Annotated in this window: 30 protein-coding genes and 2 tRNA genes; 10 read left to right on the top strand and 22 right to left on the bottom strand. The window is 51.6% G+C overall.

The annotated features are described in order from the left end of the window. Positions 1 to 18 precede the first annotated feature (18 nt). Both AACU55_RS11890 and AACU55_RS11885 read right to left on the bottom strand, forming a co-directional pair. Complete coding sequence (locus AACU55_RS11890) at positions 19 to 1,062, bottom strand: sugar ABC transporter substrate-binding protein (RefSeq protein ID WP_013574315.1); 1,044 nt, start codon at positions 1,060 to 1,062, stop codon at positions 19 to 21. 61 nt (positions 1,063 to 1,123) lie between these two features. After that, positions 1,124 to 2,104 carry a TIM barrel protein gene (locus AACU55_RS11885; RefSeq protein WP_037036457.1) on the bottom strand — a complete coding sequence of 327 codons (981 nt, stop codon included), beginning with the start codon at positions 2,102 to 2,104 and terminating at the stop codon, positions 1,124 to 1,126. Positions 2,105 to 2,432: 328 nt separating this feature from the next. Between AACU55_RS11885 and AACU55_RS11880 the strand changes: the two genes are divergently transcribed. Continuing rightward, the gene (locus AACU55_RS11880; RefSeq protein WP_134705492.1) at positions 2,433 to 4,220 is read left to right on the top strand and encodes a methyl-accepting chemotaxis protein; all 1,788 of its coding nucleotides are present in this window, start codon (positions 2,433 to 2,435) and stop codon (positions 4,218 to 4,220) included. Between the two features lie 181 nt (positions 4,221 to 4,401). Next, complete coding sequence (locus AACU55_RS11875; protein WP_134705491.1) at positions 4,402 to 5,184, top strand: CatB-related O-acetyltransferase; 783 nt, start codon at positions 4,402 to 4,404, stop codon at positions 5,182 to 5,184. Between the two features lie 64 nt (positions 5,185 to 5,248). Here the strand turns inward: AACU55_RS11875 and AACU55_RS11870 are convergent, their stop codons facing one another. Continuing rightward, a complete protein-coding gene (locus AACU55_RS11870; protein WP_037036462.1) occupies positions 5,249 to 6,406 on the bottom strand; it encodes a M20 aminoacylase family protein in 1,158 nt (385 codons plus the stop codon). A gap of 493 nt (positions 6,407 to 6,899) precedes the next feature. On the opposite strand from AACU55_RS11870, the gene AACU55_RS11865 reads away from it, so the two are divergent. Further along, positions 6,900 to 8,450, top strand: a complete 1,551-nt coding sequence (locus AACU55_RS11865; protein ID WP_134705490.1) for a methyl-accepting chemotaxis protein — start codon at positions 6,900 to 6,902, stop codon at positions 8,448 to 8,450. An 89-nt stretch (positions 8,451 to 8,539) separates the two neighbouring features. Here the strand turns inward: AACU55_RS11865 and AACU55_RS11860 are convergent, their stop codons facing one another. Then, positions 8,540 to 8,773, bottom strand: coding sequence for a putative hemolysin (locus AACU55_RS11860; RefSeq protein WP_013574310.1), 234 nt, complete (start codon positions 8,771 to 8,773; stop codon positions 8,540 to 8,542). 265 nt (positions 8,774 to 9,038) lie between these two features. On the opposite strand from AACU55_RS11860, the gene AACU55_RS11855 reads away from it, so the two are divergent. Then, positions 9,039 to 9,266, top strand: coding sequence for a hypothetical protein (locus AACU55_RS11855; RefSeq protein ID WP_013574309.1), 228 nt, complete (start codon positions 9,039 to 9,041; stop codon positions 9,264 to 9,266). 62 nt (positions 9,267 to 9,328) lie between these two features. Here AACU55_RS11855 and bhsA read toward each other — a convergent pair whose 3' ends face one another. Beyond that, a complete protein-coding gene (gene bhsA, locus AACU55_RS11850; RefSeq protein ID WP_134705489.1) occupies positions 9,329 to 9,586 on the bottom strand; it encodes a multiple stress resistance protein BhsA in 258 nt (85 codons plus the stop codon). 553 nt (positions 9,587 to 10,139) lie between these two features. Between bhsA and AACU55_RS11845 the strand changes: the two genes are divergently transcribed. From AACU55_RS11845 to AACU55_RS11835, 3 genes are all read left to right on the top strand, one after another. Continuing rightward, a complete protein-coding gene (locus AACU55_RS11845) occupies positions 10,140 to 10,409 on the top strand; it encodes a hypothetical protein (RefSeq protein ID WP_134705488.1) in 270 nt (89 codons plus the stop codon). Between the two features lie 206 nt (positions 10,410 to 10,615). Beyond that, positions 10,616 to 11,467, top strand: coding sequence for an aldo/keto reductase (locus tag AACU55_RS11840; RefSeq protein WP_037036468.1), 852 nt, complete (start codon positions 10,616 to 10,618; stop codon positions 11,465 to 11,467). A gap of 26 nt (positions 11,468 to 11,493) precedes the next feature. Further along, positions 11,494 to 12,483 (top strand): aldo/keto reductase, encoded by a 990-nt coding sequence (locus AACU55_RS11835; protein WP_134705487.1) that lies wholly within the window; start codon positions 11,494 to 11,496, stop codon positions 12,481 to 12,483. A gap of 34 nt (positions 12,484 to 12,517) precedes the next feature. Here the strand turns inward: AACU55_RS11835 and AACU55_RS11830 are convergent, their stop codons facing one another. Then, positions 12,518 to 13,411, bottom strand: coding sequence for a LysR family transcriptional regulator (locus AACU55_RS11830; protein ID WP_037036472.1), 894 nt, complete (start codon positions 13,409 to 13,411; stop codon positions 12,518 to 12,520). 309 nt (positions 13,412 to 13,720) lie between these two features. Between AACU55_RS11830 and AACU55_RS11825 the strand changes: the two genes are divergently transcribed. Continuing rightward, positions 13,721 to 14,047: an NIPSNAP family protein gene (locus tag AACU55_RS11825; protein WP_134705486.1), complete on the top strand. Its 327-nt coding sequence runs from the start codon at positions 13,721 to 13,723 to the stop codon at positions 14,045 to 14,047. A gap of 36 nt (positions 14,048 to 14,083) precedes the next feature. On the opposite strand, the gene AACU55_RS11820 is transcribed toward AACU55_RS11825, so the two are convergent. From AACU55_RS11820 to AACU55_RS11795, 6 genes are read right to left on the bottom strand one after another with little or no spacing between them, the layout of a single operon-like run. Further along, complete coding sequence (locus AACU55_RS11820) at positions 14,084 to 14,305, bottom strand: DUF6392 family protein (RefSeq protein ID WP_051931113.1); 222 nt, start codon at positions 14,303 to 14,305, stop codon at positions 14,084 to 14,086. 32 nt (positions 14,306 to 14,337) lie between these two features. Continuing rightward, positions 14,338 to 14,589 carry a DUF7683 domain-containing protein gene (locus AACU55_RS11815; RefSeq protein WP_037036475.1) on the bottom strand — a complete coding sequence of 84 codons (252 nt, stop codon included), beginning with the start codon at positions 14,587 to 14,589 and terminating at the stop codon, positions 14,338 to 14,340. Continuing rightward, the gene (locus AACU55_RS11810) at positions 14,589 to 14,759 is read right to left on the bottom strand and encodes a colicin E3/pyocin S6 family cytotoxin (RefSeq protein WP_134705485.1); all 171 of its coding nucleotides are present in this window, start codon (positions 14,757 to 14,759) and stop codon (positions 14,589 to 14,591) included. The genes AACU55_RS11815 and AACU55_RS11810 overlap by 1 nt, the downstream gene beginning before the upstream one ends. Beyond that, a complete protein-coding gene (locus AACU55_RS11805; protein ID WP_134705484.1) occupies positions 14,737 to 15,204 on the bottom strand; it encodes a DUF6392 family protein in 468 nt (155 codons plus the stop codon). The genes AACU55_RS11810 and AACU55_RS11805 overlap by 23 nt, the downstream gene beginning before the upstream one ends. Next, entirely contained in the window at positions 15,201 to 16,862 is a 1,662-nt protein-coding gene (locus AACU55_RS11800; protein ID WP_240785631.1) for an S-type pyocin domain-containing protein, read from the bottom strand. Before AACU55_RS11800 ends, AACU55_RS11805 begins: the two co-directional genes overlap by 4 nt. A 3-nt stretch (positions 16,863 to 16,865) precedes the next feature. Continuing rightward, positions 16,866 to 17,351, bottom strand: coding sequence for a hypothetical protein (locus AACU55_RS11795; protein WP_037036481.1), 486 nt, complete (start codon positions 17,349 to 17,351; stop codon positions 16,866 to 16,868). Between the two features lie 357 nt (positions 17,352 to 17,708). Here AACU55_RS11795 and AACU55_RS11790 point away from each other — a divergent pair, with 357 nt between their 5' ends. After that, positions 17,709 to 18,083, top strand: a complete 375-nt coding sequence (locus tag AACU55_RS11790; RefSeq protein ID WP_240785636.1) for a hypothetical protein — start codon at positions 17,709 to 17,711, stop codon at positions 18,081 to 18,083. Here AACU55_RS11790 and AACU55_RS11785 read toward each other — a convergent pair. From AACU55_RS11785 to AACU55_RS11760, 6 genes are all read right to left on the bottom strand, one after another. Then, positions 17,987 to 18,241, bottom strand: coding sequence for a bacteriocin immunity protein (locus AACU55_RS11785; RefSeq protein WP_134705483.1), 255 nt, complete (start codon positions 18,239 to 18,241; stop codon positions 17,987 to 17,989). The two genes, AACU55_RS11790 and AACU55_RS11785, sit on opposite strands and share 97 nt — an antisense overlap. 37 nt (positions 18,242 to 18,278) lie before the next feature. Beyond that, positions 18,279 to 18,542, bottom strand: a complete 264-nt coding sequence (locus AACU55_RS11780; protein ID WP_013574296.1) for a colicin immunity domain-containing protein — start codon at positions 18,540 to 18,542, stop codon at positions 18,279 to 18,281. A 199-nt stretch (positions 18,543 to 18,741) separates the two neighbouring features. After that, a tRNA-Thr gene (locus tag AACU55_RS11775) sits at positions 18,742 to 18,817 on the bottom strand. Between the two features lie 225 nt (positions 18,818 to 19,042). Next, a tRNA-Thr gene (locus AACU55_RS11770) sits at positions 19,043 to 19,118 on the bottom strand. Positions 19,119 to 19,241: 123 nt separating this feature from the next. Beyond that, positions 19,242 to 20,219 carry an alpha/beta hydrolase gene (locus tag AACU55_RS11765; RefSeq protein WP_134705482.1) on the bottom strand — a complete coding sequence of 326 codons (978 nt, stop codon included), beginning with the start codon at positions 20,217 to 20,219 and terminating at the stop codon, positions 19,242 to 19,244. A gap of 13 nt (positions 20,220 to 20,232) precedes the next feature. Then, complete coding sequence (locus tag AACU55_RS11760; protein WP_013574294.1) at positions 20,233 to 21,111, bottom strand: MBL fold metallo-hydrolase; 879 nt, start codon at positions 21,109 to 21,111, stop codon at positions 20,233 to 20,235. 129 nt (positions 21,112 to 21,240) lie between these two features. Between AACU55_RS11760 and AACU55_RS11755 the strand changes: the two genes are divergently transcribed. Beyond that, positions 21,241 to 22,134 (top strand): LysR family transcriptional regulator, encoded by an 894-nt coding sequence (locus AACU55_RS11755; RefSeq protein WP_134705481.1) that lies wholly within the window; start codon positions 21,241 to 21,243, stop codon positions 22,132 to 22,134. Between the two features lie 65 nt (positions 22,135 to 22,199). On the opposite strand, the gene proA is transcribed toward AACU55_RS11755, so the two are convergent. From proA to frsA, 4 genes are all read right to left on the bottom strand, one after another. Continuing rightward, entirely contained in the window at positions 22,200 to 23,453 is a 1,254-nt protein-coding gene (gene proA / locus AACU55_RS11750; protein ID WP_013574292.1) for a glutamate-5-semialdehyde dehydrogenase, read from the bottom strand. Between the two features lie 10 nt (positions 23,454 to 23,463). Next, entirely contained in the window at positions 23,464 to 24,567 is a 1,104-nt protein-coding gene (proB, locus tag AACU55_RS11745) for a glutamate 5-kinase (protein ID WP_013574291.1), read from the bottom strand. 122 nt (positions 24,568 to 24,689) lie between these two features. Further along, on the bottom strand, positions 24,690 to 25,091 hold the full coding sequence (gene crl / locus AACU55_RS11740; protein WP_013574290.1) for a sigma factor-binding protein Crl: 402 nt from the start codon (positions 25,089 to 25,091) through the stop codon (positions 24,690 to 24,692). A gap of 63 nt (positions 25,092 to 25,154) precedes the next feature. Continuing rightward, positions 25,155 to 26,405: an esterase FrsA gene (gene frsA / locus AACU55_RS11735; protein WP_013574289.1), complete on the bottom strand. Its 1,251-nt coding sequence runs from the start codon at positions 26,403 to 26,405 to the stop codon at positions 25,155 to 25,157. Between the last annotated feature and the right edge of the window lie 99 nt (positions 26,406 to 26,504).

Genomic DNA, 26,504 nt, shown 5'->3' with positions numbered 1-26,504 from the left:
CGTTTTCACACGTCTGACTTATTGTTGCTGAGCCAGCAGCTGGCGCAGTTTCGCGTTATCTTTGGTGGAGAACGCATCAGCATTGTCCTGGGTAATCAGCGCCTGTGGAGTGGAGACCACGCGGGAGATTTTCTGTCCGTTAATCAGGCGTACGACCACTTCCATCGCCACTTCCCCTGTAAGCACCGGGAAGCTGTCCACCGTGCCGGTCAGCTCGCCACGCTTGATAGAGGCATAAGCATCGGAGATACCGTCAGTGCCAAATACCGCCACCTGTTTGGATTTTCCGGCAGCCGCCACGGCTTCAACCACACCGAGTGCCATACCATCGTTGTTGGCGTAGAACCCAATCAGATCAGGATGTTGCTGCAAAATTGTCGCCGCTGCGTTATAGGCATTTTCACGGCTCCAGTTGGCCGGAACGCTGGCGACTACGGTGAATTTCCCGCTGGTCTGAATCGTTTCTTTGAAGCCTCTGGTACGCTGCGCCGCGGCATACACCCCCGGCTGGCCTTCGATGACGGCCACTTTGCCGCCTTCAGGATGTTTTTTGATAAACCAGTTGGCGACGCGTACGCCGTTGTCTTTCTGTACGTTACCGACGTAATGCGCCGCATTCGGCATCACCGCATCATTCACGTTAACGACAGCAATGCCTTTGCTTTTAGCCGATTCGTACGCCGGTTGCAGGTTGGCGTCAGTTTGCGGCGACACCAGCAAACCGTTGAAGCCCTGTGAAATGAGGGTTTCGGCGATAGACAGCTGACCGAGCTGGTCGTCTTCGTTAGCCGCAGCCTGATATTCGACGGTGATGCCGTGCTTATCACCGAATTCCTTATATCCCTGGCCGAGTGAGCGCCAGTATTCATTGGTCAGCGTTTTAGACACACCGCCGATTTTGAGGGATTTGTCGATTGCCGGCAGCGGGCCATATTTGGCCGTGAGTTGCGTCCAGTCAGTGCGATCCGGTTCGGTATCGGATTGCAACGGTGGCAGATCGGCGGCATAAACGCTGGTGCAAAGCAGTGTAGAGGTGAGTACAGACAGTAAGAGTTTTTTCATCATCTGGCCTTCGATTGTTATTTTTATGGTGTCACAGCGACACGCGCTGTGGCGGGTCGCTTTACTGCGCCAACATCACGTCGTTGACGATTTGCTGTGTGGCTACGGCGTCCTGCCTGCTGATGGCTTCATTCAGCGCCGGGTTATTCTCGAGTTTTTCGCAAAGTTTGAGTAAACGGATCACGGTCGCGATATTGGTTTCTGCTTCACGCACCGGATCCAATCCGCTGGCGTCCGGGAAGGTATCGAAGTAATACGCGCCTTTATAGCCGTCGCGTTTCATCTGCAACAGGAATTCCAGCGTGGCACGCGGGTTGACGGAGCCGACCATCAGGCCGTCGTCGCGTTTGCCCCAGCCGTCATTGAGATCGAGCCCCAGCAAACGCGAACGGCGGGCTACCATCGCCGCCGCAAACGCCGGTACTTCGTTGGCAAACAACACATGCGCGAAATCCAGTGTGATACCTAAGTTCTTGCAACCGGCTTCTTCAACCGCCAGCAGACAGGTAGTGGCATTTGGGAAAATGCTGTAAGCGCGTGGTTCGTTGGGTTTGTATTCAATGCTGACGTCGATATCCGGGGCGTATTCCGCCACTTCACGCACGGCGCTGACTGCGTCTTCCCAGATTTTTTTGTAGTCAGCCTGGAAACAGTAATCAAAGCCATCCTGTCCCATCCACAACGTCATAATGCTGGCACCAAACTCACGACCGGCGTCGATCCCGCGTTTGGTCAATTCAATCGCCTGACGACGAATTTTTGGATCCGGGTGAGTAAACGCGCCGATTTTAAATTCCGGAGCATCCCAGCGCATTTGCATCCCGTTCACCGCCAGCCCGACTTCTTCGATTTTCTGGCGCATCACAGTGATATCGCCGGTCATGTGCTGCGGATAATTCAGGTCCAGATGCGTCAATCCTTTAACCGTAGCTGCACGTTCGATCATTTGCAGCACTGAAGGTTTGCCTTTCTGTTCAGGCCAGTAAAGATGTGCCCCCGACGCAAACGAGTTCAGACGTGTGGCAAATTTAAGTTCTGACATGGGATGTCCTTTGTAAACTGATTCGTGATGTACTTTCCTTCTTCACTTTATTTTGTGAAGTAGCGCATTACTATCACCCACGGATAAAAGCCGCAAGATCCCCTGGTGGAATTGTGATCAGATTTGGGAGGCGTTTCACGAAATTTAGAGAAAGCGCGGCGGACGTTACAAGGAGCAGCGGGTTGGTTTAGGAAGGCCTTTAATTTCGCGCTGAAATAAACAGGGGCGTCCTTTCGCCCCGACAAACCTCTGTTTTTTGTGACGGGTCTCAAGTTTTTCCCTTCCCTGCCGATAACTAAAACTTAAGATTCCTTCCAGGGAAATGCTCATGCTTAAGACCATCCGTTCGCGCATTATCACGGCCTGTATCGTCATCGTGGCCTGTTCGCTGATTATCAATACCTTCCTGAGTTATACCGTTGCCAACAAGTACAACAGTCAGGCGACAGACAGCACGCTGAACGCGCTGACGGCCAGCCACACGCGAGGGATCAGCGATTGGGTAAGCTCGAAAACAGGGATGATCGTTTCACTGCAACAGATCGCGATGTCAGAAGATCCGATCCCGGTTCTCAAACAGATCGCCAGTGCAGGTGGGTTTACCAACGTGTATGTCGGTTATGCAAACCGCAGCGCGAAGTTCTCCGATCCGACCGGGGTGCCTGCGGATTACGATCCGACCGGCCGCCCGTGGTACAAGCAGGCTGAAGCCGCCGGACATCCGGTGGCCACACCGCCTTATATTGATGCCGGTAGCGGGAAACTGGTGGTCACTTTCGCCGTACCGGTGATGGAAGCAGGCACGCTGAAAGCGGTTGTGGCGGGCGATGTCTCGATGGACAGCGTCGTGAGCAACGTTAATACCATTCATCCGACGCCAGGCAGTTTCGGCATGCTGGTGGATAAATCCGGTGTGATCATCGCGCATCCGGATACCAGCCTGGCACTGAAGCCGATTACCGCACTGGCGGAAGGGGTGAATTTGCAGGATGTGTTTGCCGCCGATGCACCGGTGGATATCCGTCTGAACGGTGCGGTCAAGCGCGTCCGTGCGATGCCGGTAGCAGGCACGGAATGGTTTACGCTGGTGGCGCAGGATAAGAAAGAGTCCACTGCGGGTATGCGATCCCTGCTGACCTCGTCGGTGATTACGCTGATTGTGATCGTGCTGATTTCAGCCGTCGTCATCGGGCTGATTATCAGCAAATCGTTCCACCGCCTGTCGGTGGTGCGCGATACGCTCAATGCGATCAGTTCCGGTGAGGATGATCTGACGCAGCGCCTGCCGGCTGACGGACATGATGAAGTGACGCAAATCGCGCACGCCTTCAACACCTTCGTTGATAAGCTCAGCAAGGTGATGTCTGAAATCCGTACCACCAGTGAATCCGTTAAAATCGCGGCCGATGAAATCGCCGCAGGGAATAACGATTTGTCCGGTCGTACAGACTCTGCCGCGGCCAGCCTGCAACAAACCGCCGCATCCCTTGAGCAGATCACGGCGACGGTTTCCCAGTCGGCCAGTTCGGCGAAACAAGCATCCGAAACCGCCAAATCCGCTTCTGCGGCGGCCATACGCGGTGACGAAGTGGTGACTAAAGTCATTAAAACGATGGAAAGCATCGAAACCGCGTCATCGAAAATCGGAGACATTACCAGTGTGATCGACGGTATTGCCTTCCAGACCAACATTCTGGCACTGAACGCCGCAGTCGAAGCCGCGCGCGCAGGTGAACAGGGGCGCGGTTTTGCGGTCGTCGCCAGCGAAGTGCGCAGCCTCGCACAACGCAGTGCGCAGGCGGCGAAAGAGATCAAAGTGCTTATCGAATCAACGGTGAGCAGCGTGGCGTCCGGCTCAGCGCAGGTGCGCCTCGCCAGCGACAGCATGAGCGAAATCGTCAGCAACGTGTCGAACGTCAGCAGTGTCATGCTGGAAATCACCCATGCATCTGAAGAGCAGATGCTGAGTATTAACGAAATCAACCGTGCCATTACCCAGCTCGACGGCATGGTGCAGCAGAACGCAGCGATGGTTCAGGAATCCACGGGGGCGGCGTCGGCGTTGCAGGAACAAGCCACCGGTCTGGCGGTTGCCGTCGGGCATTTCCGGGTCTGATCGCGCCGCCTGAGTAAGATGTTCATCATAGCGCCCGGACTTTATCCTCTGGGCGTTTTTTGCTTTACTTCATCGCCTCCTCACGTATTTTCCGCCGACCTCAGATTTTGTAATGTCTGTTTTATGCTAGGATTTAGACAAGAATATATAAAAACAGCATGTCACCTTTGAGGAGCAATGAATGAAGTATCCCGTTAACTTTCGATGGGCTCAAAAACATGAGGATTATTGTTTACGCCATAAGATCCATCTTAAATTCCCGGAAATAGTGAAAGGAATATATAAAAAGAGAAATATATTCCTTTTTAAAAAAGGGGAGAGAATAAAATTTACCGAGGATGTTTGGGTTGAAGAGCATGCCTCAATGCCGCGAAAAAGTTTCTGTTCAATGGGCGCGTATTCTTACGCGTGCAGTAAATTACCCAATAACCTCAAAACTGGCAGATTTTGCAGCCTGGCAGCAGGAGTGCGGGTTATGGGGCCGCAACATCCCATACACCGGTTTACGACCAGTCCGCTGACATATCATGATTTCTTCCCCAAAGTGGCGCAGGAACAATTCGGAGAAACGCTGAATATTGCCGGGTTCAACTATATGCCGGAGGCGACGGTATTAGGTCATGATGTTTGGGTGGGCGAACACGCCGTATTAAAAGGCGGCATCACTATCGGCAATGGCGCAATTATTGCCGCCAATGCCGTCGTCACGTCTGATGTTCCTCCGTACGCGATTGTCGCGGGCATTCCGGCCAGAGTGATTAAATACCGGTTTGAGAAGAGTATTATTAATCGTTTACAATCTATTCAATGGTGGAATTATAAAATTACTGATTTACCCGACTTCGCAGCGGCTGATGATATTGTAAAATTCGCCGATGAGATGGAAGATAAAATACGCCGGAAGGTCATCAGCGAACATCACTATAAAGTGGTGAATATTGCGCAAGAGCTGGCAGAAATATAAAAAACCAGACCGGACAATGCGTAACACCTCTGTTGTCCGGTCCGGAATGCCATGAAAAATGCGATCAGGCTTTCAGCTCGCGCTCCACCAGCGTGGTCAGCACACCGATGCCGAGCGGAATAATGTCGTCATTAAAGTCGTAGCGCGGGCTATGCAGTGAGTCAGAAGGTGTGGCGCCATCGGCACCCAGCCAGAAATAGGCCCCCGGACACGCTTCCAGCAGATAAGCAAAATCTTCTGCAGCCATCGACGGCGCATTATTGAAATGCACTTTCTGAATACCCGGCGTGTTTTTCGCCGCGTCGCGCACAATCTCTGCCTGCGCCGCATGGTTCTGCGTGACCGGATAACCCAATTCCCAGCGCACTTCCCCTTTCACACCGTACGGTAACGGCACCGCATGGACGTATTCTTCAATCAGCCGCCAGCAGGTCTCACGGGTTTTGTTGCTCAGGCAACGCAGCGTGCCCGACATATGCAGCGTTTCAGGAATGACGTTAATGGCTTCGCCCGCATGAAGTTGCGTCAGGCTGATCACCGTTTGTTCCAGCGGCGACAGGCGGCGCGAAATCAGGCTTTGCAATGACAAAATCAGCTGCGCGCCAGCCACCACGGGATCCGCACCCCGTTCCGGCATCGCCGCGTGACAACCTTTGCCGGTCAGGGTGATATAGAAATTATCCTGCGACGCCATCATCGGCCCCTCGCTGACCGCCACCTCGCCAACCGGCAGTCCCGGCCAGTTATGCAGCGCGTAAACCGCCTGCATCGGAAAACGGTCAAACAGCCCTTCTTTCACCATCATTTCGCCACCGCCTAAGTTTTCTTCAGCAGGCTGAAAGATGAAATGGACAGTGCCGCGAAAATGACGGTTCTCACTCAGGTGTTTTGCCGCGCCCAGCAAAATGGAGGTGTGACCATCGTGCCCGCAGGCATGCATCAGGCCCGGGTTTTGTGACTGGTGCTCGAATTCATTCAGTTCTTGAATGGGTAATGCGTCGATATCTGCACGCAGTCCGATTGAAGGGCCTTCGCCGTTTCGCAGTGTGGCAATAACGCCGGTCTCGGCAATGCCCGTGTGCACTTCAAGACCAAAAGACAGTAGCAGTTCACTGATTATTTTTGCGGTGCCATGCTCATTCAGACCCAGTTCAGGTCGCCTGTGAAAGTCGCGACGCCACTGCTTCGCCTGCTCGATAATCTGTCCGGAAATGACCGCCATAAACCCTCTGTGCTGTTCTGAATTCAACACGGTGAAATGCTCTCACCGGCACGTTACTGCTCCAAAGTATCACATCCCGCAGTGAACCGATAAACGGGAAATCGGCTTCCTTTGCCCTTTATCGTGAGTGAGATTTCGGCGGTGAGCACACTTTCGGAATTTACCCAATATTGGCTGAACCCTTCACTATTGCCTGAATGAAAAAACCGCGCCGGATCGGTGTTTTTCCCGCCATTACATCCTTTGGAAAACACTAAGTCCGATTTTCCCCGCTTACGCATCAAAATTTAACTTAGGCCGGACTATTCTATATCGCAATTAAAAAACCTTCTTTCTACATAAATATTACATTGATAGTAATTCAACAATAAAATTAACCTTTGTTATTTATCTTCGCACGGGAATAATAACCAGGAAATAAATTTCTCTGGAAAGAATATTAAATCATCTGCATAGTTATTATTGCTACTCAGAGTGTTTCCAGAGGATTTACATGCGCGTAAACATGCCTATATCACAGCGGGAATATAAGTTAGATCCCGGCACCACGTTAATGTCCACAACTGATGTCAACAGCCATATTATTTATGCCAACTCAGCGTTTATAAACGTCAGCGGATTCTCTGAGGATGAGCTGACCTTCAGGCCACACAATCTGGTACGCCATCCTGATATGCCGGTCGAAGCCTTTGCCGACATGTGGTTTACCTTGCAGCAAGGCGACAGCTGGACAGGGCTGGTGAAGAACCGGCGTAAAAATGGCGATCACTATTGGGTACGCGCGAACGTCACGCCGGTCTATCACCTGGATAAACTCACCGGCTATATCTCCGTACGAAATACCCCCGCTGAACAGGAAGTGAAAGCCGCTGAAGAATTATACAAACAGGTAAAAGAGAAAAGCGCAGGTCGTCGTAAATTTTATAAAGGCCTGGTGATACACACGGGGTTATTTTCATTTTTATCCCTGTTGCAAAAACTTCCCGTTAGCTGGCGATTACGTTTGCCGCTATTTATTCCTGCCCTTTTCCCGCTCTTATTTTCTCTGGCAGGAATAAACCTGACTGAAAGCGCGATCGTTACCGTTATTCTTTTGCTGGCTGCCGATCTTTTCCTGCAATCGCAAATCAGCAATCCGATAAAAACCATTCTGGCGCAGGCGCAACAGGTGGTTTCCGGTAAAAAAGCCGCTTACGTTCATTTTAACCGTGTTGATGAAATTGGTTTGCTGATGCGTTCTGTTAACCAGTTTGGCCTGAATCTGCATTCTCTGGTCGAAGATGTGGGCACGCAGGTTGGCGGGATCGCCCATATCAGTGAGCTCATGGCAAAAAACAGCACTGCCCTGAGCGCCCGTACGGAAGAAACGGCAACTCACCTTCAGCAGACCGCCGCCGCGATTGAAGAAATTACCGGCGCCGTGGAGCAAAGTTCAGACACGGTGGTGCAGGCCAGCAAACTGGCTGACAGCGCGACGGCCGTGGCGCAGAAAGGCGGAGAAATCATGCAGGAAACCATCGGTATGATGCAGTCGATTTCCCACGCCAGCAGCAAAGTTGTGGACATCATTTCGGTTATCGACAGCATTGCCTTCCAGACCAATATTCTGGCGCTGAATGCGGCCGTGGAAGCGGCAAGAGCCGGTACTGAAGGCCGCGGATTTGCCGTGGTTGCCGCCGAGGTTCGCGTGCTGGCACAGCGTTCCGCCACCGCCGCTAAAGAGATCAAAACCCTGATCGAAACGAATATGCACAGCGTCGAAACCGGCGGGCATATGGTTGAAAATGCCGGGAAGCAGATCAGTGAAATTATTGCTGAAGTCGTGCAGATGTCCGGACTGATTAAAGAGATCAGCCATGCCACTCATGAACAAACGTCGGCGCTGACGCTGATCAACACCTCGCTGGCGCAGATTGAAACCATGACACAAAACAACGCCGGGATGGTTGCCCAGTCGTCGGAATCCTCAGAGAGGCTCAATTATCAGGCTACCCGCCTGAGAAACGCGATTGATGTGTACGGCGGGCAGATGACGAAAAGATAAACCCGCACAACGGCTCATGGATAAAGTGTGATTAAAAAAGGCTTTCCTCTGATGGGGAAAGCCTGATTTTCAGCCTGCGTGAAGCGGATTTAGTTATGATCCCGACGGTATAACTCCCATTCGTCGATACCGCGTCCATCAGGGAATACGCAGTCTGCACGAACGCCGTGTGGTGTTTGCACACTCACCGATCTTCCGCCTCTTTCATGGCAATATACCGCAGCCGGATTTGCCATCCCGCTCTGGTGTCTTTCTGGTTTATGGTGATAACCCGCGCAACCTGCCAGCGCTGAAACCATGATAATGAGGAAGAACTTTTTCATTCTGAACCTTCGTGATGAGAGTAAAAACGACGGGGAATTCTATTCCCCGTCGCTTTCCGTGACCTACTCCCATATTCTTAAAAAGCTTCTTCTTTTTACTTCGTTTATCAGGCGTTAAAGTTTCAGGAAAGGGCCACAGCATCAGCTCCGGCGGGACGTTTTGTCAGAACAGCTTAAAAAAAGCTTTTCTACTCACACAACCGGCAAAAATTTATGGCTACTATTATTCAGGTCGTGAATGGCTTCATCAATCAGGAAGGGGAATATGGAAAAGTACCAAAACCGGGGCGGCAATTCGGGTATCGTCGCTTTCACGACTACAGAAGATTCAATTACCGTGAAGTTCAAAGATGGCTGGCATTACATCTATAATTCCATCCGGCCAGGGGTGACAGACGTTGACCATATGATCGCCATGGCGAAAGCTGGCAGCGGATTGCATGGTTATATCAACCGAAAGATCCGCAATAATCACTTCCATAAATACCGCTAATCGCAGACACGAAAAAGGCGGCAACCGCCGCCTCTTCTGCTTACTGCTTATTACTGCTCAGCTTATTTGTACATTTCTGCTGTACCGTAAAGCTGGTTATTACCGGATGCACCGATAATACGGTATGAACTTGCACCCGCCTGGGTGGCTTTTGCATTAAATTCTGATTGCAGGCCTGACAGTGAACCGGTGGTTGATGCACCGACTACACCAATGGATTGCTGACCTGCCGGCGCTGACTGCACTTCAGTCGCTGCCAGGGTTGAGAAAGAAGCTGTTGCCAGTGTCAGAGCGGCGATAGTCATTGCGATGTTTTTCATGAGGTTAATTCCTGTTCTTCGAATTTTGATTGGGAAACCTTTTGCAGGTGCCCCGGTTAAAGGTCAACGTTACTTATTAATTAACGTTCGATAAGTAAATACTAAGCGTCGCCGGAAGGTTGTGCAAGCAATTTATTTAACGATCATTAACTAATTGTGCGATCGCTTCGGGCGACGTCTGCCGCTGTTCATCGGTATGGGGTTATTTGCTATAGGCGAGGATCGTTATTTCCGCCAGATGACCCCGAATACAGGGCCGTTCGATCCCTAAAGAGACAGGTAAAAGGATTAATGATAGGGAAATTAATCCGTTAAATTACTCACCTCCGTTAATTAGTCCACCCATGTGTCAGCAATATCCGCTCCCGGCAAAAAAGCTGCCGACGCTACGACCAGGGGCGGCTATCAGTGAATAACACTCACGAGGCCAAAGGATCGCCAGTAAGAAAAGGAAGTTCGTACCTGATTAAAAAATAAACTTGAAATTGTTTTCAGGATCCTCTCAGACTGGATATATTCTTTTAAATATCACTTTTTCTATGTGGAGCACGAAATGCTGAATTACTTTTTTTTTCAAAAGGGTAAGCAAATTGTTGTACTGGAAAGCTCGGACGTGGGCAAAGCTTCTCAGCTGATTGAAGATGGCTACGAAAAACAGTTTGAAGAGATCAGTGCCACAAATGAAAAAAATGCGCTTGCACGCTTTGCTGACATTCGCCGAAATAACCAGATAGATCGCGATGACTTTCTGGCAGGCGCCGGGTCTATGCCCCTTATAAGTGGATTAACGGCCATTGCTACCTATCTTGTTAGCAAAAAGTAGCTCAGCTACGGACGGCTGAGAGTGAACCGTCGGAAAAATACACCCGCAATATAGCGGGTGATTATGTCCGCTGCTGGCACAAACCCGAGCATCAGATCCCCTCAAATTAATGAATAAATCTAATAAACCCTAGCTAATTACCCCCTCTAATTGAATAAATCACTTTGCGTTATCCTTTTTCTACACAACAGCTGAAGGATTACGTCATGCAAACTGTAAATCTGAACAACGGTATTGAAATGCCCCTGCTGGGCTTTGGTGTGTTTCAGATGACTGATGCCGCTGAATGCGAAAGAGCGGTGATTGATGCCATTGATACGGGATACCGCCTGATCGACACCGCGGCTTCTTACCAGAATGAAACCCAGGTCGGGAACGCTCTGAAACAGACCGGTATCGCACGTCGCGACCTCTTTGTAACAACCAAACTTTGGCTGCAGGATACTCATTACGAAGGTGCTAAAGCACAGTTCGAACGCTCCCTGAATCGGCTGCAACTTGATTACGTTGACCTGTACCTGATTCACCAGCCTTACGGTGATGTTCATGGTGCCTGGCGTGCCATGGAAGAATTGCATGAGGCAGGCAAAATTCGCGCCATTGGCGTCAGCAACTTCCATCCTGACCGACTGGCCGATCTTATCGCCTTCAACAACGTTGCCCCTGCGGTAAACCAGATTGAAGTTAACCCGTTCAACCAGCAGCTGCATGCCGTTCCGTGGATGCAAAGCCGTGGTATTCAGCCGGAAGCCTGGGCACCGTTTGCTGAGGGTAAAAATGGCCTGTTCCAGCATCCCGTGTTAACGGCAATTGGTCAGAAGTACGGCAAAAGTGTGGGCCAGGTTGTACTGCGTTGGATCTTCCAGCGTGGCATCGTTTCGCTGGCGAAATCGGTGCGAAAAGAACGTATGGCAGAGAACATCAGCATTCTCGATTTTGAACTCAGTCCTGAGGATATGTTGCAGATTGCCGCCCTTGATACCGCAACCAGCGCCTTCTTCTCTCACCGCGACCCGGCGAGGGTGGAATGGCTGACTGGTCGCAAACTTGACGTTTAAACCGCGATAAAAGAGGTATTCATTCAATGCAAAAACGTTATCTGGGTAAATCCGGACTCGAAGTCTCCGCTCTTGGACTCGGTTGCATGGGGCTCAGTCACGGCTACGGCCCGGCGACCGATACCCGTCAGGCTATCGAACTCATTCGTGCTGCGGTTGAACGTGGCGTCACGTTCTTCGATACCGCCGAAGTGTATGGCCCATTTCTGAATGAAGAGGTTGTCGGCGAAGCCTTAAAACCTTTTCGCGATCACGTCGTTATCGCCACCAAATTTGGTTTTACTTTTGGCGACGACAACAAGCAGCAGATTTTAAACAGCCGTCCGGAGCATATCCGTGAAGCCGTTGAAGGCTCATTACGCCGCCTTAAAACAGACGTTATTGATCTGCTGTATCAGCACCGCGTCGATCCGGATGTCCCGATTGAAGATGTTGCGGGAACAGTGAAAGACCTGATAGCTGAAGGCAAAGTTAAACATTTCGGTCTGTCCGAAGCTGGCGCACAAACCATTCGTCGTGCGCATGCTGTACAACCGGTCACTGCGCTGCAAAGCGAATACTCCATGTGGTGGCGCGAGCCTGAGCAGGAGATCCTGCCGTTGCTGGAGGAGCTGGGCATTGGTTTTGTCCCCTTCAGCCCATTGGGTAAAGGTTTCCTGGCGGGGTCGATTAAACCAGGAACGACGTTTGGCAAGGATGATTACCGCAGCACCGTGCCGCGTTTCGCCGCGCAAGCGATTGAAGCCAATGAAAAGCTGGTCTCATTGCTGGGTGAACTGGCGGCAGAGAAAGGCGTGACGTCTGCACAAATCGCGCTGGCATGGCTGCTGGCACAAAAGCCGTGGATTGTTCCTATTCCGGGCACCACCAAACTGCACCGGCTGGAAGAAAACCTGGGCTCAGCCGACATCATGCTTTCGCAGGATGACTCACAGCAGATAACCCAGGCGCTTGAAACGATTAAAATCGTCGGCGAACGTTACTCTCCTGAGCATCAGGCTCGCACAGGCCGTTAATACCCGGACGGGTCCGCAGCGAATGGCGGACCCGTTATTCCTGGTAGCGAAGTGCATCGATCATCAGCGCAAAAGCAGGCGGATGCTGCTTACGGCTGGGGTAGTAAAGATAATATCCGGGGAAAGACGGACACCAGTCCTGCAGAACCTGGATCAGCTCTCCTGACTTTATATAATCCAGTACCCTGTCCTCAGGTATACAGGCGATGCCAAAGCCAGATAAAGCCGCATCAATCCTTTCCGCCTGCAGATTAAACGTTACCTGCCCTTCAACCCTGACCCGTAACGGTTTCCCATCCTTCTCAAACTCCCAGTGGTAAAGTCCACCGGCAGTGGGCAGACGCATATTGATGCACCGATGATTTTGTAGCTCGTGAGGCGTTTCAGGCGCGGGGTTAGCAGCAAAATATGACGGTGCGCCAACGACTGCCATTCGCATATCCGGCCCAATTCTCACCGCGATCATGTCCTTATCCACGCTTTCGCCCAGACGGATCCCGGCGTCAAAACGCCCCTCAACAATATTGACAAAACCGTTATCGACCACCAGCTCGAGATTAATTTCCGGGTATTCCCTGAGGAAGGGTTTTAGCTTCGGCCACACCAGATTTCGCGCGGAATGCTCCCCGGCAGATAAACGGATATTACCGGAGGCGGTGCCGTTCAGTTGAACAAGCGATTCCAGCTCCTGCTCGAGATCAGCAATACGGGGCTCAAGGCAGGCAATAATTCTCTCACCCGCTTCTGTGGGGGCAACACTTCGGGTAGTTCGCGTCAGAAGGCGGATGTTCAGCCTTTCTTCCAGCGCTTTCATCGCGTGGCTGAGTGCTGACTGAGAAACACCGAGTTTGCCCGCGGCTTTGGTAAAACTTCGCTCTCTTGCTACCATCAGAAAGATTTGGAGTTCGTTGAAGTTTTCTTTAAGCATTAGCGGTTTCCTTATTGAAGCATTCCCCCCATAGTTCACTCATGAAGGGTATTCATAAACACAATCATTTTAGCCCCGTTACTGACAATAATGATAATTGATGTTGTATCGGTATCGGAAATAAGTCTGAATTATCAGCAGGTTTATCAGGAAAGGACTCGTTAACGACCAGGTGGCATCCCACAATAACTACAAAACTGACGATGGAAATGAAATGGCGAGATGTGAGCCACTTCACTGAAATAATGTGTCGCGATCTCAAAAACGCCATAAATTCTATGCCGCTGACAAATAAACGGAGATAACACGTTGAGAACCGTCGAAATACTGCAATACACATTACACAAAGGCACCGGGGCCACGTTTCACGCCATCATGCAGGAAATCAGCGTTCCCCTGCACCAATGCCACGGGATCGACGTTGTTTCGTTCGGCAACTCGCTGCATGACCCGGATTGCTACTATCTGATCCGTGCCTTTGATAGCCCTGAAAGCATGGCTACGGCTCTTGATGCCTTTTATGCAAGCGCTGACTGGCTCAACGGTCCACGCGAAAACATCATTCGTAGTATCGAAACCGGCATTAAAACAGTGATGAACCTGCCGCCGGAAAGCGTGGAAGGGCTACGAGGGTAAGTGCAGGTTAGCGGAATATAACGTAGTAGTGATAAATCACAGGCGACAGAGATATGATCTGCCGCCTGTGATTTCTACCGGGATACTTCCCTCACGTTTAAACGCTAAAAAGATGCCTTCCTTTGCCATTTCAAGAATTATCACTGGTGAACCAGATGCGCCTTTGAAATCAGCTTTATAAGTAATTAATCCAGCATCAACAATTTCCGAATACCCATTACCCAGATAATAAAGCAGTGCTTCAATATTCACTGTCATTTGTATAATCTACACCGTATGGGTGTTTATGATTAAATCTCACCACCTGAAATTTGAATAATTTTTTGCTCTGCATAAAATTTAATCCCCAGCATGGATTCCAATTCTAATGCTTGTGCCTTTGTAACGTTAAACCCCCCAATCCCACGGATAAAGGACATTTTATCTGTAGCATTCCATTTCATGATTTCAGCGACAGAATCTACGTTAGCTTCAGGAATCTCTATCTCCCGCACTAACTGCTCGCTGAACTCATCAAAGATTTCAATGCTATAAACAATCATTATTTTTCAACTCTCCGACTTGAATCTGCTGGTTTCGTTTGAAACCCCGTTTCAGGATTAAACTCACCTAAATGGTTACGCCCGCTTTTGTCATAGACTTCGACGGTTCCATGTTGAGAATCCCATTCATAAATTCGGCACCCTTTGCTACCAGCGGAGTTCAGACGCATGTAAAAACGTTAAAGTTTCCACTCTTTCTTCTGAGGTATACATTATTTGCATAACAGTAGGTATTTGAAATCCTTTAAGAGTGTATTTTTCTTTGAGTCCGAAGTTGTGTCTGCCTATACGTCTTGGCTGTATGCTGCCATCTGGTAAACCAATAAATTTATGTATCCATTCAATGGTCATGTTTTTTTGGAGCGGGCCCGGTAATTCATTTTGGAAAGAATAAGAAGCATCGTCACGACTAACTAAAGTAACCGTAACGGATAAGAGATATTTCCCTTCTCTTTTAAATGCCAGGTAAACACCTTCTTTCAGCATATCTAACGATACAAAATTACTTCCAGAAGAGCCGGAAGGCTTTGTTTTATAATGAATTAAACCTGCATCACAGATCTCTTGATAAGTCTTACCTAAACTTCTGATTAATGCTTCAACATTTATGCTCATTTGTATAACCCCGCAGCCTTATTTAATTTATGCATTTTTGCTCTCGCAGCTTCAAGTTGTACCTCTGACGCTCCATGGTTTTTTAATGATGGTTTGATAGAATCAAAATTCTTATCTGAGGCCGCACGCAAGTCTTGAGCGTCAATTTCTATTTGATATTTTGTATTGCGACCACCATATGTTTCACTCACCTGTTGATGCAACTCTTTAGGAATGATAATTGACGCGACATCTTTTGCTAAGTCTTCTAGTTCCTTAGGAGATAAATCAGGATATAAACGCGCGTAATACTCAATAACCGAAGCTGATGACGGCATATGATCCGCCTCAAACTTCCCTTCTCTCGAGCGCCGCTTAAAGTCACTGTATAACTCAACCTCCAAAAACCTCACCGGCGGTTTACTCAGATAAATATAAATCGGCGGCATGCCGTGCGGCAGATTGACCAGGATGTAATCATCAAATGATTGTTCATCCGGGATCGGTAGCGAGGTTGAGGTGCTGCCCATTTCTTCCGCGCCGGGTAACGGTAATACGGTGATGGTCGAAGGTAAATACGGCTCATCACGATTACCGGTATTGCCTGGCGCTTTAAACTCAAGCTCGTCGGGCGTCCAGATGATGGCGGGCTTTTCCGCGCCATCCGCCCAGAACTCATAGTTACCCGTGAATATGTTCCGCCGCATGGCGCGTACACGAACCTGATCCAGACCGCTGTCAGCGCCGGTGTGATAAGCCACGGGAATTAACCGGCCATATTTATCCTTCACCCACTGAAAACGGATCCGCGTCGGGGCGGACTTTCCGGCCAGCGCCGCAAGCTGGCTGTCGCTTAAAATATCCTCTTCACCGGCGTTCAGCTTGTTCGAGTAAAACGTCCCGATAACACCGACGGTGACCGGATTCACGAACAGGCTGCCGAGGCGGATCGACGTCACCCCGCGCAGTGCACTCATGCCCGACGCAATGAGTTCAGCGCCACCGCCCGTTGCTACGGGTATTGCCAGCGGTATACCAGACTGAGCGGGTGCATCAGTCTTCTTGCCAAATAACTTTTTGTACCAGGGCTTTTTATCACCGGCGGGCTTCTTGCGCTTCGTCGCCTGCGCGTGCTGCTCAACTTCGGGCTTTATGCCTGCGCCCGGCGTCGGCACCCCGTAAGACAATCGCCCGAAGTTATGATGCTGCTCCTCGCAGGTTCGTGCTTCGGTATTCCCTGCGCCACATTCCGCGGATTTCGCAAACACCGGCATCGAACGTCTGGCCTGTTCTGCCGCTTCTTTCTCAGCCTGAACCAGCAATACCGCGGCACGCTCTGCTTCCCACTTTTCACGCGCCAGTTCGGCGGGTGATTTACCTCTCCCCATCCATTGTCCGGCTGGCGCGATAACCCGGTTCGTCCCCGGCGGGCAACCACATAAAACATCCGAACCGTCCACGGCAGAAGCGAGACCGTCATAGGTGGAATGCGGTTCTCCGCTGGTGATTTTTCCGCGACGACCGCATTTCGGGCAGTCGGTCGTAGCATCACCGATGCGGATCACGCCAAGCCCGTGTTCCGTCGCATTGGGCAGAGAGGTCAGGCACACCGCGCCTGTCGTGGTTTTGTCGCCGTGCAGCGCCTGCCCGCGACCATAACAATTTGAGCGATACCCCATCCGTTACGCGCCGGTAACGGCAAGAAAATCTACTGCCATCGGGACATCTTTTCGGGCAACCAGGTAGCAACTGCCCTGCGGCGTACTGATAATTTTATCGCCGTTATCCAGCATGCTGCCGACTAAGGCAAACCCACGATTACCGTTACAAAACTGCTGGCCTGCGCTGGTGGCAATCTTTGCCGTGCTGCCATCGGCATAAGTGACTTCATCCTGCTCAAGGGCAAACGCCGCTTCCGTGCCATTCTCAAGGGTGACTTTTCCTGTACTGCTGGCTTTGGTGACTTTGCCACCGCGGGCAGTCAGGCTGCCTGGAACTGCCAGCCGGTAAATCGCAATAACAGGATGCTGACGGGCAAACGCTGCCTGTTCCTCAACAACTGCCCTCGCGCTTTCATCCATTTCAGCCAGTTGTTCAGGCGTGAAAGGTGGGGTATTGATGACATCCAGTAATTCCTGATTCAGTTCATTAGTGAATTGCATTTCCATATTTATTTTCCGTCCATTGAGGTGAGTTTCGCCGGTATGATAATCAGCTAAAATAAACACCCACAACGAACAATAAATATAAAACCATAAACCTTGAGCTAAATCATAAGATATAAGTCATTTAAGTTATTCGAGTTATTTATACAAACAGATAATACGAATACTCATATTCATTATTATTTAAAGAGGATTCATATAAAATATTTATAGCACAAACAGTCTCATGAATTATTTCAAACAAGATAAATTCAAAGTCAAAATTCAGCCATCGCAGAAAATAACACATAATAATTAATGGATATAGAATGAAAATTGTCGTCATTATTTTATCATTTGCCCTCTTTTCTGGTACTCCTGATGCAAAAAAACTGTACCGAACGTGATGCAGAAGCAGCAGATATTGCAGTGGACAATCTCGATTCATGGGATGCCCTACATAAAAACTACATTGCTTATGCACAATGTGACGATGGCAGTATCGCAAAAGGAAATTCAGAAGCGATGGCGCGGAGACTTACCGATAAATGGCCGGAAATCGCTAAGCTGCAATCTCTGATAAATCGCGATTCGGGATTTGAAAAATATATTATGAGGCATATTGATGCCACGCTGGATGCGGATGACGCAGATACCCGTCAGCTTCTAAACAACGTTTTCCCGACAGAAGTCCGCCACTGTTTAATTTCGGTAACTACACTCTCTGGCGTGACTGGGTTATCTCCTTCAGGATAAAAAATTAAATCAGTCCCTGAAGGATGCCCGGTAACCCGACTGAAATTTTCCAGTAAACTGTCCTGATATGACCCGCTGCCATGCACGTCGAAAATATCTTTCACCAGCGCAACAAATTCGGCTTCCGAGTACTCTTCAAACTTATCCTTGAGCTGCATGTTTTTCCTTTATCTGTATTCAGGTGGCACCTGAGAGTCATTCGTTATCCAAAACAGCCCGAACCCGCGCTTTAAGTTCATCAGCATCAAACTCATACTTATCACGATCATTGTCAGGATTGAATTGATCTGCGAGACAGAAAATGGTCGAGCATTTTTCACTGTCCTGATAGTTATCTTTCAGCGAATCGCCATTTTCACCCTCAGCTTTCCATAACATCTGATAAGGGTCAGCAAAATCTTCGGCTGAGATCTCGCCATTAATAAATGATCTGGCGAAGGTTAAAAGTTTCTGGCTCATTTTGGGCTCCCTAAGATTGAAAACACTAAACTGACTGCTTTCTACTTTCATGGAATGCAATAGTCAGCGCATCTTCTTCGGCATAAAAATATGCCACCGGCACATCCAACCCAGCAAGAATGCCTGACACGTATTGAGAAAGCGCTGCACACAAGCATGCTTCCCTGAGTCTTTTAAATGGATAAGCTGAAACGCTAAATGGTGCCGATAATAGGAGTCGAACCTACGACCTTCGCATTACGAATGCGCTGCTCTACCAACTGAGCTATATCGGCTTTTTTGAAAGGTGCCGGGGCTAGGGGTAACAAATTATGCAAACCGCTGACGTCCGTCAAGCGCCGATCGGGATGTTTGGTGAGTTCTTAATCACCCTGCGCACAATATGGATATAACGTCGGTTCTGATGCAGCAAAAACGTTTGGGCGAACGGGGAGCAGGCGCAGAAAGGAACTAAAGGGAGAAGCTAAAGGATTGAAAATCAGGGAGTGCGAGAAGATAAATGGTGCCGACTACCGGAATCGAACTGGTGACCTACTGATTACAAGTCAGTTGCTCTACCTACTGAGCTAAGTCGGCATTTTGAAGTGTTACCGGGGAACTACGGGGCATAAGCTATTCAAATCTCCGACGTCCGTCAAGCCCCCGGCGGTGCGTATGCTGCTTTTCTCATCAGCACACGCACTTTGATGAACTGACTGCTTAAGCTTTCGCCAGCGGTTCACGGAAGAAACTGATCAGGGCGTTGTAAATCTGATAGCGGTTTTTCTCCAGCACCATCATGTGCGTGGCTTCACCGATTTCCAGCCAGCGTTTATCCGGTGAGCCGGTGGCGCGCAGGAACCATGCCTGTGCCAGTTCGACGGGCACATCAATATCCCATTCGCCGTGGATTAACATCAGCGGCACGCCGATATCGGCCGGATCGTAAAACGGTTTTCCCGCCGCCCAGTAATCGCGGATATCCTGAATCGGACCGTTGCTGGCACGGATTGATTGCTGTGCCCGAAGTGCGTCATCCGGCTCGTCGCTGACGGTTTTCTCCAGCCATGCCTCAAATCCCCCTTCCGGGATCAGCCCTCCCCGCTTGCACTGTGGCGCTCCGCTAATCCAGCGTTCACGCGCCGCACCGGCATTGACGATGCGCCACGCGTTCAGTTCGCCACCGGGGTCGAGCGGCAGCGGTTTATCGCTTACCCATTGCGGGGCAATCAGCCCTAAGCGCCTGACTTTATGGCCGTTCTGCGTGGTGTACGTACCGGTGACGCTGCCGCCCCACGACATCCCGATCACGTTAACCTGTGAAAGCCCGTTCGTTCTGAGCACAAAATTGACGGCGCTGCTGAAATCGCGCACGGCGACATCCGTTCTCACCGCAGGTGCGTTGAGGGTGGCGGCCTGAAGCATTTCCACCGGACGGGTCGATCCGCCATAACCGCGTACATCGACGGCGTACACATCAAAACCGGCGCGGGCGAGTGCATCGGCAAAAGAGGCGCCTTCCAGCGGCGTGTCAAACAGGCTGCCGGAGGAATAAGTCGCGCCGTGCATCATGACGATGGTGCTGGCTTCGCTGAATTTTTGCTCCCCTTTGCGGTGCTTGTGCAAAAGATGCAACCGGATGCCGTCGGTATCAGACGGGATCAAAAAGCTTTCGCTGAAAATATCGGAATTGCTCATCGGGTTTTCCTTCTCAGAGTGGCTGCCAGCTCAGGCCACGGGCATCCTGACGGATTTTGCCCGCAGAGGAACCGGCGAAATGGGTGGTGAAAACGGTGGCCTGATGGCTCAGGGCAAACTCAATTGCCTTATGGCGTGAGGCTGTCGCCTGTGCCGGTTCTTCGCAGAACACCGAATCCCAGTCAGGGCGCGCGAGCTGAAGCGGATGGTGCATCACATCGCCCCAGAAAAAGGCCGTTTCACCTTCAGAGGTAAAGGCGAAAGAGAAATGATCATGGCTGTGGCCTGGCGTGCGGATGATGGCGAACCCCGGAATGGCCGTGGCGTCATCAGCATGTATCCGCTGATCGAGACCGGCCGCCACGACCGGCTCAACGCTGTCGGCAAAGATGCCGTCGCTCGGATCCCGGACGTTGTTCGGATCGGCGTAAAACTGGTATTCGGCTTCAGAAAACAGATAACGCGCGTTCGGGAAAGTCGGCACCCAGCGGCCATTCTCCAGCCGCGTATTCCAGCCGACATGATCAACGTGCAGATGTGACAGCAGTACCACATCAACATCTTCCGGTTCGACGCCCGTCGCCCGCAGGTTATCCAGCCAGCCCGTCTTCAGCTGATTGAACAACAGGTTCAGTGGACGCAATTTATCGTTGCCGGATGCGGTATCAATCAGCACCGTCTGCGTGCCGGTCTGCACCAGCCAGCTGTGGGTGCTGAGCATCAGTTCTGAGGCATCTGCGCCAAAAAAATCTGCCGGTAATGTTTTCGCGGCATCCTGAATAGCATCAGCATTCCATTGCGGAAAAAGCGACGATCCGGGATCTTGCAATGTCATCTCGGGGATCTTAGTGATTCTGGCGCTGCCGATCGGGTAAGTTTCTGGCACACTCATTTTATGACCTTATCTGGTGACAACCTTCTGGTGTGGGGTCATCCTCCCTGTTTCAGCACAGGCGAACAAGATGGCAATGCCGAATGCAGGATTGCTGATATTGCAACGATAAAAAATGAAAGGGCCGGAATGGATAAGCTGGAGAATATGCGCACGTTCGTGCAGGTGGTGGATTCGGGGTCATTCAGCCGTGCGGCAGAACTGATGGATTTACCGAAATCCACGGTAACGCGGCAGGTGCAGGCGCTGGAAAACGAACTGGGCGTGAAGCTGCTGCACAGGACGTCGCGCCGTTTAAGCATGACGGAACAGGGCGAAGCCTATTATCACGGAGCAATACGGCTGCTTGATCAGATGGAGATTCTCGACAGCAATGTGCAGGCGGCAACGCAGGCTCCGCGCGGCAAAATCCGCGTCGAGATGCCGAATGCGATTGCTTATCGGCGGGTGATCCCCGCCCTGCCCGGCTTCCTGATGCATTATCCCGACGTTCAGGTTGAGGTGAGCGTCGGTAACCGCACCGCCGATCTGATTGCGCAAAACATCGATTGTGTGATCCGTATCGGTGAGCTGCATAACGATGCGCTGATCGCCCGGTCGCTTGGGGTTTTACCGATGATCACCTGTGCCGCACCGGCGTATCTGCAAAAACACGGCGTGCCTGAACATCCGCAGGATCTTATCCGCGACCATACGCTGGTGCAGATCGCCTCGCCACAAACCGGACGGGTATTTGAACATCAGGTGTTTAAGGATCAGCAGTGTGTCACTGTTCGCGGGCGCTGGCAGTTCTCGGTTAACGATTCCACCGCAGCGCTGACCGGTGCCATAGCGGGGCTTGGCGTGCTGACGACGTATCGCTTTCTGGCACAGGAAGCGCTGGATAACGGCGCGCTGGTGCCGCTGTTTCCTGAATGGGCGGATGAACAGGTGCCGGTGCATATTGCCTGGCCGGAGAACAGGCATTTGCCGTCAAAGGTGCGGTATTTTATCGAATGGGTCAGGGCGTTGTTTCAGGAATGATGGTGTTCAGCAGGGATAAGCGATCGCACCGGTTTCATCATGCTGAATCCACCGGTGCCGGTCAGTTACGGACGGACTAAATCGTCGCCGTAACCAATCCATTTGTAGGTCGTCAGGGCTTCTAATCCCATCGGGCCGCGGGCGTGCAGTTTTTGTGTGCTGACCGCCACTTCTGCGCCTAAACCGAATTGTCCGCCGTCAGTAAAACGGGTGCTGGCGTTGACGTAAACCGCAGAGGAATCCACTTCACGCACGAACCTGTCCGCGCTGCTGATGGAACGGGTAAGGATCGCATCGGAATGCTCGGTGCCGTAGGTACGGATATGCGCCACGGCGGCGTCCAGATCGGCCACTACCGTCACGTTCAGATCCAGCGACAGCCATTCATCCGAATAATCTTCTTCGGTCACCGCCAGCACTTTCGCCGGGCCGTTTTGCAGATACGGCATTGCGGATTCGCTGGCATGTAACGTAACGCCTGCGCGGTGCATTTTATCGCTCAGTTCCGGCAGGAAGCGGGCGGCAATCGCCTGATGCACCAGCACGGTTTCCAGGCTGTTACAGGCGCTCGGGCGCTGCACTTTCGCGCTTTCCAGCACGGTCAGCGCTTTGTCGAAATCGACGCTTTCATCCACAAACGTATGGCAAACGCCGATACCGCCGGTGATCACCGGGATGGTGGATTGTTCGCGGCACAATTTGTGCAGCGCCGCGCCACCACGTGGGATCAGCATATCGACGTATTTATCCAGACGCAGCAGTTCCGCCACCAGTGCGCGATCCGGACTGTCGATGGCCTGAACGGCGGCTTTAGGCAGTCCGCATTCCTCCAGCGCCATCTGAATGACGTTAACCGTCGCCTGATTGGTGTGGTGCGTTTCTTTACCGCCGCGCAGGATAACGGCATTGCCGGTTTTCAGGCACAGGCTGGCGACATCGATAGTGACGTTCGGGCGCGCTTCATAAATCACGCCGATCACGCCGAGCGGTACACGGCGGCGCTCGAGACGCAAACCGCTGTCCTGCTGTGAACCATCAATCACCTGCCCGACCGGATCGCTCAGACGGCAGACATCACGCACGTCGCTGGCAATCGCCGAAAGGCGCGCGGGGGTCAGCAGCAGGCGGTCTAATAACGCCTCGCTCATGCCGCTTTCGCGGGCAGCAGCCATGTCGAGTTCGTTAGCAAGAATAATGCTCTGGCTGTTGGCCTCAAGCATGTCGGCCATCAGCATCAGCGCACGATTTTTCTGCGCGGTGCTGAGGGTGGAAAGCTGCCAGGACGCGGCTTTCGCGGCCTTGCCCATCTCGTTAAGCATCTGTGGCTCCTTAACTGACAATCATGTCGTCACGGTGAACGGCAACCGGGCCGTATTCGTAACCGAGAATTTCACTGATCTGCTGAGAGTGATGACCGGCAATCATGCGCATCGCATCGCTGTTATAGCGGCTGACACCGTGCGCGAGGTCGCGTCCGTTCAGGTTGCGGATGCGGATCACTTCGCCACGCGAGAAATCGCCTTTCACTTCGCGGATCCCTTTTGGCAGCAGCGAGCTGCCGCGCTCCATCATGGCGGAAACCGCGCCGTCGTCGATGGTGATTTCACCGGCTGGCGGTGCACCGAAGATCCAGCGCTTACGGTTTTCCAGCGGCGTCTCCATCGCGTGAAAACGTGTGCCGACGGAAACGCCGTTAATCACATCGCCAATCACGCCCGGCAGGTTGCCCGCAGCAATAATGGTGTCGACGCCCGCCCGGCACGCGACATCTGCCGCCTGCAGTTTGGTGGCCATGCCGCCGGTACCGAGACCGGAGACGCTGTCGCCCGCCACACCGCGCAGTTCATCATCAATGGTCATGACTTCGCGGATCAATTCAGCTTCAGGATTGGTCCGCGGATCTGCGGTAAACAGACCACGCTGATCGGTCAGCAACAGCAATTTATCGGCACCCGCCAGAATAGCGGCCAGTGCGGAAAGATTGTCGTTATCGCCGACTTTAATTTCAGCGGTGGCGACCGCATCGTTTTCATTAATGACCGGCACGATATGGTTATCGAGCAGCGCGTGCATGGTGTCGCGGGCATTCAGGAACCGCTCGCGGTCTTCCATGTCGGCACGCGTCAGCAGCATCTGACCAATGTGGATGCCATAAATCGAGAACAATTGCTCCCACAGCTGGATCAAACGACTTTGCCCGACGGCCGCCAGCAGTTGTTTGGAAGCAATGGTGGCGGGGAGTTCGGGGTAGCCAAGATGTTCACGCCCGGCAGCAATCGCGCCCGACGTGACAATCACAATCCGGTGCCCTGCCGCATGTTGCTGCGCGCACTGGCGGACAAGCTCAACAATGTGAGCACGGTTGAGGCGGCGCGAGCCGCCAGTGAGCACGCTGGTGCCCAGTTTTACAACCAGTGTCTGACTACCACTCATAATCGTTCCATTAGTGTGAAAAAGAAGGGCTTCTTTGTCTTTGTAACAGCAGAGAAGCGTTATGCCAAACGGCATAACGCTATAATAGCAGCATTCATGATGGGAATGGGTAGTACAGAAAGTCAGGCGGAGAGCTTCACAGGTTCTTCGCTGAAATCATCAGCAGGTTCCAGTTTGAGGGACATCTCTTCGATCATGGCATTCAGGTTTTTGTGGAACCCTTTCAATGTCGTCTCAAGCTTCTCTCGCACTTCAGCATCTTTAATGTTTTGCACTTTCCAGATGCCGTCTTTATCAAATAATCCAAAATGATAAACATAGGTAAAACGTTCGGCTTCAGCCTGCAATTCAATCCACCAGCCCCAGAATTCACGCTTTTCCGGCGCAGGCTTCACGTTCACACAGACAGCTAAACAGTCAAAGAAAAAGCGGTCGTTCTCGCATTTCCCTTCTCTGATGTACGGTCCCAGTGTACCGAAACGTTTCATTAGCCTGCTTTTAGGATGACCGCTTGGTAACGTCATAGTACAACCTCCATTGAAAGACGATCCTTTTTAGCAAAACGTTAGGAATTAGCAACTATTAAGTTAACGCATATGCTTTTGCAACCACCCACAAATCTCATGTAAAGCGCTGTCAAAATGCGCGTAAAGCGGCTCGCTGCGGATGGTCAAAAGCTTGCCGTCAGCGGAAGAATCCGCAATCAGCTTAGCTTCGCTCTTCGGACTGAATATATCGTTCTCCCAGTATGCGGCCAGGATGGGCGTCGGCGTTCTGCGTCCAAGCAACCCCTGTGTTTTCAGAGAATAACGATTAAGTTCGGTTTTCAGCGCTGAGTCGGACGCGCTCGACATGCCGATGCGGCTCGCCAGCACATCTATATACATGTCCGGCACCTGCTCCTGACATTTCGGGTCGCTCAGCAGCGTATGCACCAGCGCCCCCAGCGTGGCCACTGCCCGCACGCGGCGCGGTTCGAGATACGCCAGACGCACGGCGACGTTCGCACCAAAACGGTAACCGAGCAAACTGACGCGGCTGGCATCGACCCAGGGCACATCCGAAAGCTGCATCAGCACCTGCTGATGCAGGAAGCTGGTGTCCTGGGTCAGTTTCCACTTCGATGAAAAACCGATCGACGGCATGTCGATGGTCAGCATCGCGATGCCCATCGGCGCGAGATATGAACGGAACAGGCGCTGATGGTCGCTCTGTAAGGTGTCGAGACCGCCACACACCAGCACCGTCGGGAACGGTGCTTTCCCTTCGGCTGGCAGGTGCAGGAAACCGGTGATCGGCGCACCGCCGGGGATCTTAAATTCCAGCTCTTTCAGTTCGTAAGGCGAATGTTCCGAGGATTTTTCAAAGGCTTTATTGGCCAGCGCTTGCGCCTGTTCCGCCAGCGTATCGCCTTTCAGATGCGGATAACCGGCGATGCTGTAAAGGTTGGCGGCTTTCAGCCAGTATTCGCTCGCCACATCCGCATCTTTCTCTTCGGCGGCTTTTTGCTGCCAGTACATCGCCTGATTTGACCATTCGTAGATCCAGTTGCCATTGCGGTAACCAATCACGGTATCGAGCAACAACGGATCGCTGTGCTCCGCCTGGGAGACAGCAATGCGCGACAGCACTTCTTCAACTTCCAGCGGATCAACCCCGCGCCACATCCACATCAGACGGTTAATCGTGCGGTACCAGCAATGAACCGTGTCGCCTTCCAGCGCAGAATGCATCGGCGGGTGCGTATTATGGTGATGAACGCGATGAACCAGCGTTGATGTTTCCGGGTATTTGAAGGAAGGTTTAAACAGTTTTTCCGTAAGATTGGCTGGAGCCATGATGCAAGATCCTCCGTTAGCAAGCAGCAGGTCGCCCGCAGGCGATCATTTCTGGACGGGATTATAACCCGCCCACGTTGCGACAAGTGAGGGGTGAGG

The sequence above is a fragment of the Rahnella sp. CJA17(1/100) genome (genome assembly GCF_963881615.1).
GTDB classification, from domain to species: Bacteria; Pseudomonadota; Gammaproteobacteria; order Enterobacterales; family Enterobacteriaceae; genus Rahnella; species Rahnella aceris.
This window is presented reverse-complemented; position numbering and strand designations above follow the sequence as displayed.

What these genes read in the sequence shown, in the direction of transcription:
- AACU55_RS11815 (WP_037036475.1), bottom strand. Translation starts at nt 14,589, where the DNA reads ATGATTGTTTATAGCATTGAAATCTTTGATGAGTTCAGCGAGCAGTTA.
- AACU55_RS11870 (WP_037036462.1), bottom strand. Translation starts at nt 6,406, where the DNA reads ATGGCGGTCATTTCCGGACAGATTATCGAGCAGGCGAAGCAGTGGCGT.
- AACU55_RS11820 (WP_051931113.1), bottom strand. Translation starts at nt 14,305, where the DNA reads ATGACAGTGAATATTGAAGCACTGCTTTATTATCTGGGTAATGGGTAT.
- AACU55_RS11760 (WP_013574294.1), bottom strand. Translation starts at nt 21,111, where the DNA reads ATGAGTGTGCCAGAAACTTACCCGATCGGCAGCGCCAGAATCACTAAG.
- proA (WP_013574292.1), bottom strand. Translation starts at nt 23,453, where the DNA reads ATGCTTAACGAGATGGGCAAGGCCGCGAAAGCCGCGTCCTGGCAGCTT.
- AACU55_RS11885 (WP_037036457.1), bottom strand. Translation starts at nt 2,104, where the DNA reads ATGTCAGAACTTAAATTTGCCACACGTCTGAACTCGTTTGCGTCGGGG.
- AACU55_RS11875 (WP_134705491.1), top strand. Translation starts at nt 4,402, where the DNA reads ATGAAGTATCCCGTTAACTTTCGATGGGCTCAAAAACATGAGGATTAT.
- AACU55_RS11890 (WP_013574315.1), bottom strand. Translation starts at nt 1,062, where the DNA reads ATGAAAAAACTCTTACTGTCTGTACTCACCTCTACACTGCTTTGCACC.
- frsA (WP_013574289.1), bottom strand. Translation starts at nt 26,405, where the DNA reads ATGGCTCCAGCCAATCTTACGGAAAAACTGTTTAAACCTTCCTTCAAA.
- AACU55_RS11830 (WP_037036472.1), bottom strand. Translation starts at nt 13,411, where the DNA reads ATGCTTAAAGAAAACTTCAACGAACTCCAAATCTTTCTGATGGTAGCA.
- AACU55_RS11755 (WP_134705481.1), top strand. Translation starts at nt 21,241, where the DNA reads ATGGATAAGCTGGAGAATATGCGCACGTTCGTGCAGGTGGTGGATTCG.
- AACU55_RS11790 (WP_240785636.1), top strand. Translation starts at nt 17,709, where the DNA reads ATGCAAAAAAACTGTACCGAACGTGATGCAGAAGCAGCAGATATTGCA.
- bhsA (WP_134705489.1), bottom strand. Translation starts at nt 9,586, where the DNA reads ATGAAAAACATCGCAATGACTATCGCCGCTCTGACACTGGCAACAGCT.
- AACU55_RS11805 (WP_134705484.1), bottom strand. Translation starts at nt 15,204, where the DNA reads ATGAGCATAAATGTTGAAGCATTAATCAGAAGTTTAGGTAAGACTTAT.
- AACU55_RS11880 (WP_134705492.1), top strand. Translation starts at nt 2,433, where the DNA reads ATGCTTAAGACCATCCGTTCGCGCATTATCACGGCCTGTATCGTCATC.
- AACU55_RS11835 (WP_134705487.1), top strand. Translation starts at nt 11,494, where the DNA reads ATGCAAAAACGTTATCTGGGTAAATCCGGACTCGAAGTCTCCGCTCTT.
- AACU55_RS11765 (WP_134705482.1), bottom strand. Translation starts at nt 20,219, where the DNA reads ATGAGCAATTCCGATATTTTCAGCGAAAGCTTTTTGATCCCGTCTGAT.
- AACU55_RS11785 (WP_134705483.1), bottom strand. Translation starts at nt 18,241, where the DNA reads ATGCAGCTCAAGGATAAGTTTGAAGAGTACTCGGAAGCCGAATTTGTT.
- AACU55_RS11865 (WP_134705490.1), top strand. Translation starts at nt 6,900, where the DNA reads ATGCGCGTAAACATGCCTATATCACAGCGGGAATATAAGTTAGATCCC.
- AACU55_RS11795 (WP_037036481.1), bottom strand. Translation starts at nt 17,351, where the DNA reads ATGGAAATGCAATTCACTAATGAACTGAATCAGGAATTACTGGATGTC.
- proB (WP_013574291.1), bottom strand. Translation starts at nt 24,567, where the DNA reads ATGAGTGGTAGTCAGACACTGGTTGTAAAACTGGGCACCAGCGTGCTC.
- AACU55_RS11810 (WP_134705485.1), bottom strand. Translation starts at nt 14,759, where the DNA reads ATGCGTCTGAACTCCGCTGGTAGCAAAGGGTGCCGAATTTATGAATGG.
- AACU55_RS11855 (WP_013574309.1), top strand. Translation starts at nt 9,039, where the DNA reads ATGGAAAAGTACCAAAACCGGGGCGGCAATTCGGGTATCGTCGCTTTC.
- AACU55_RS11845 (WP_134705488.1), top strand. Translation starts at nt 10,140, where the DNA reads ATGCTGAATTACTTTTTTTTTCAAAAGGGTAAGCAAATTGTTGTACTG.
- AACU55_RS11780 (WP_013574296.1), bottom strand. Translation starts at nt 18,542, where the DNA reads ATGAGCCAGAAACTTTTAACCTTCGCCAGATCATTTATTAATGGCGAG.
- AACU55_RS11860 (WP_013574310.1), bottom strand. Translation starts at nt 8,773, where the DNA reads ATGAAAAAGTTCTTCCTCATTATCATGGTTTCAGCGCTGGCAGGTTGC.
- AACU55_RS11840 (WP_037036468.1), top strand. Translation starts at nt 10,616, where the DNA reads ATGCAAACTGTAAATCTGAACAACGGTATTGAAATGCCCCTGCTGGGC.
- crl (WP_013574290.1), bottom strand. Translation starts at nt 25,091, where the DNA reads ATGACGTTACCAAGCGGTCATCCTAAAAGCAGGCTAATGAAACGTTTC.
- AACU55_RS11800 (WP_240785631.1), bottom strand. Translation starts at nt 16,862, where the DNA reads ATGGGGTATCGCTCAAATTGTTATGGTCGCGGGCAGGCGCTGCACGGC.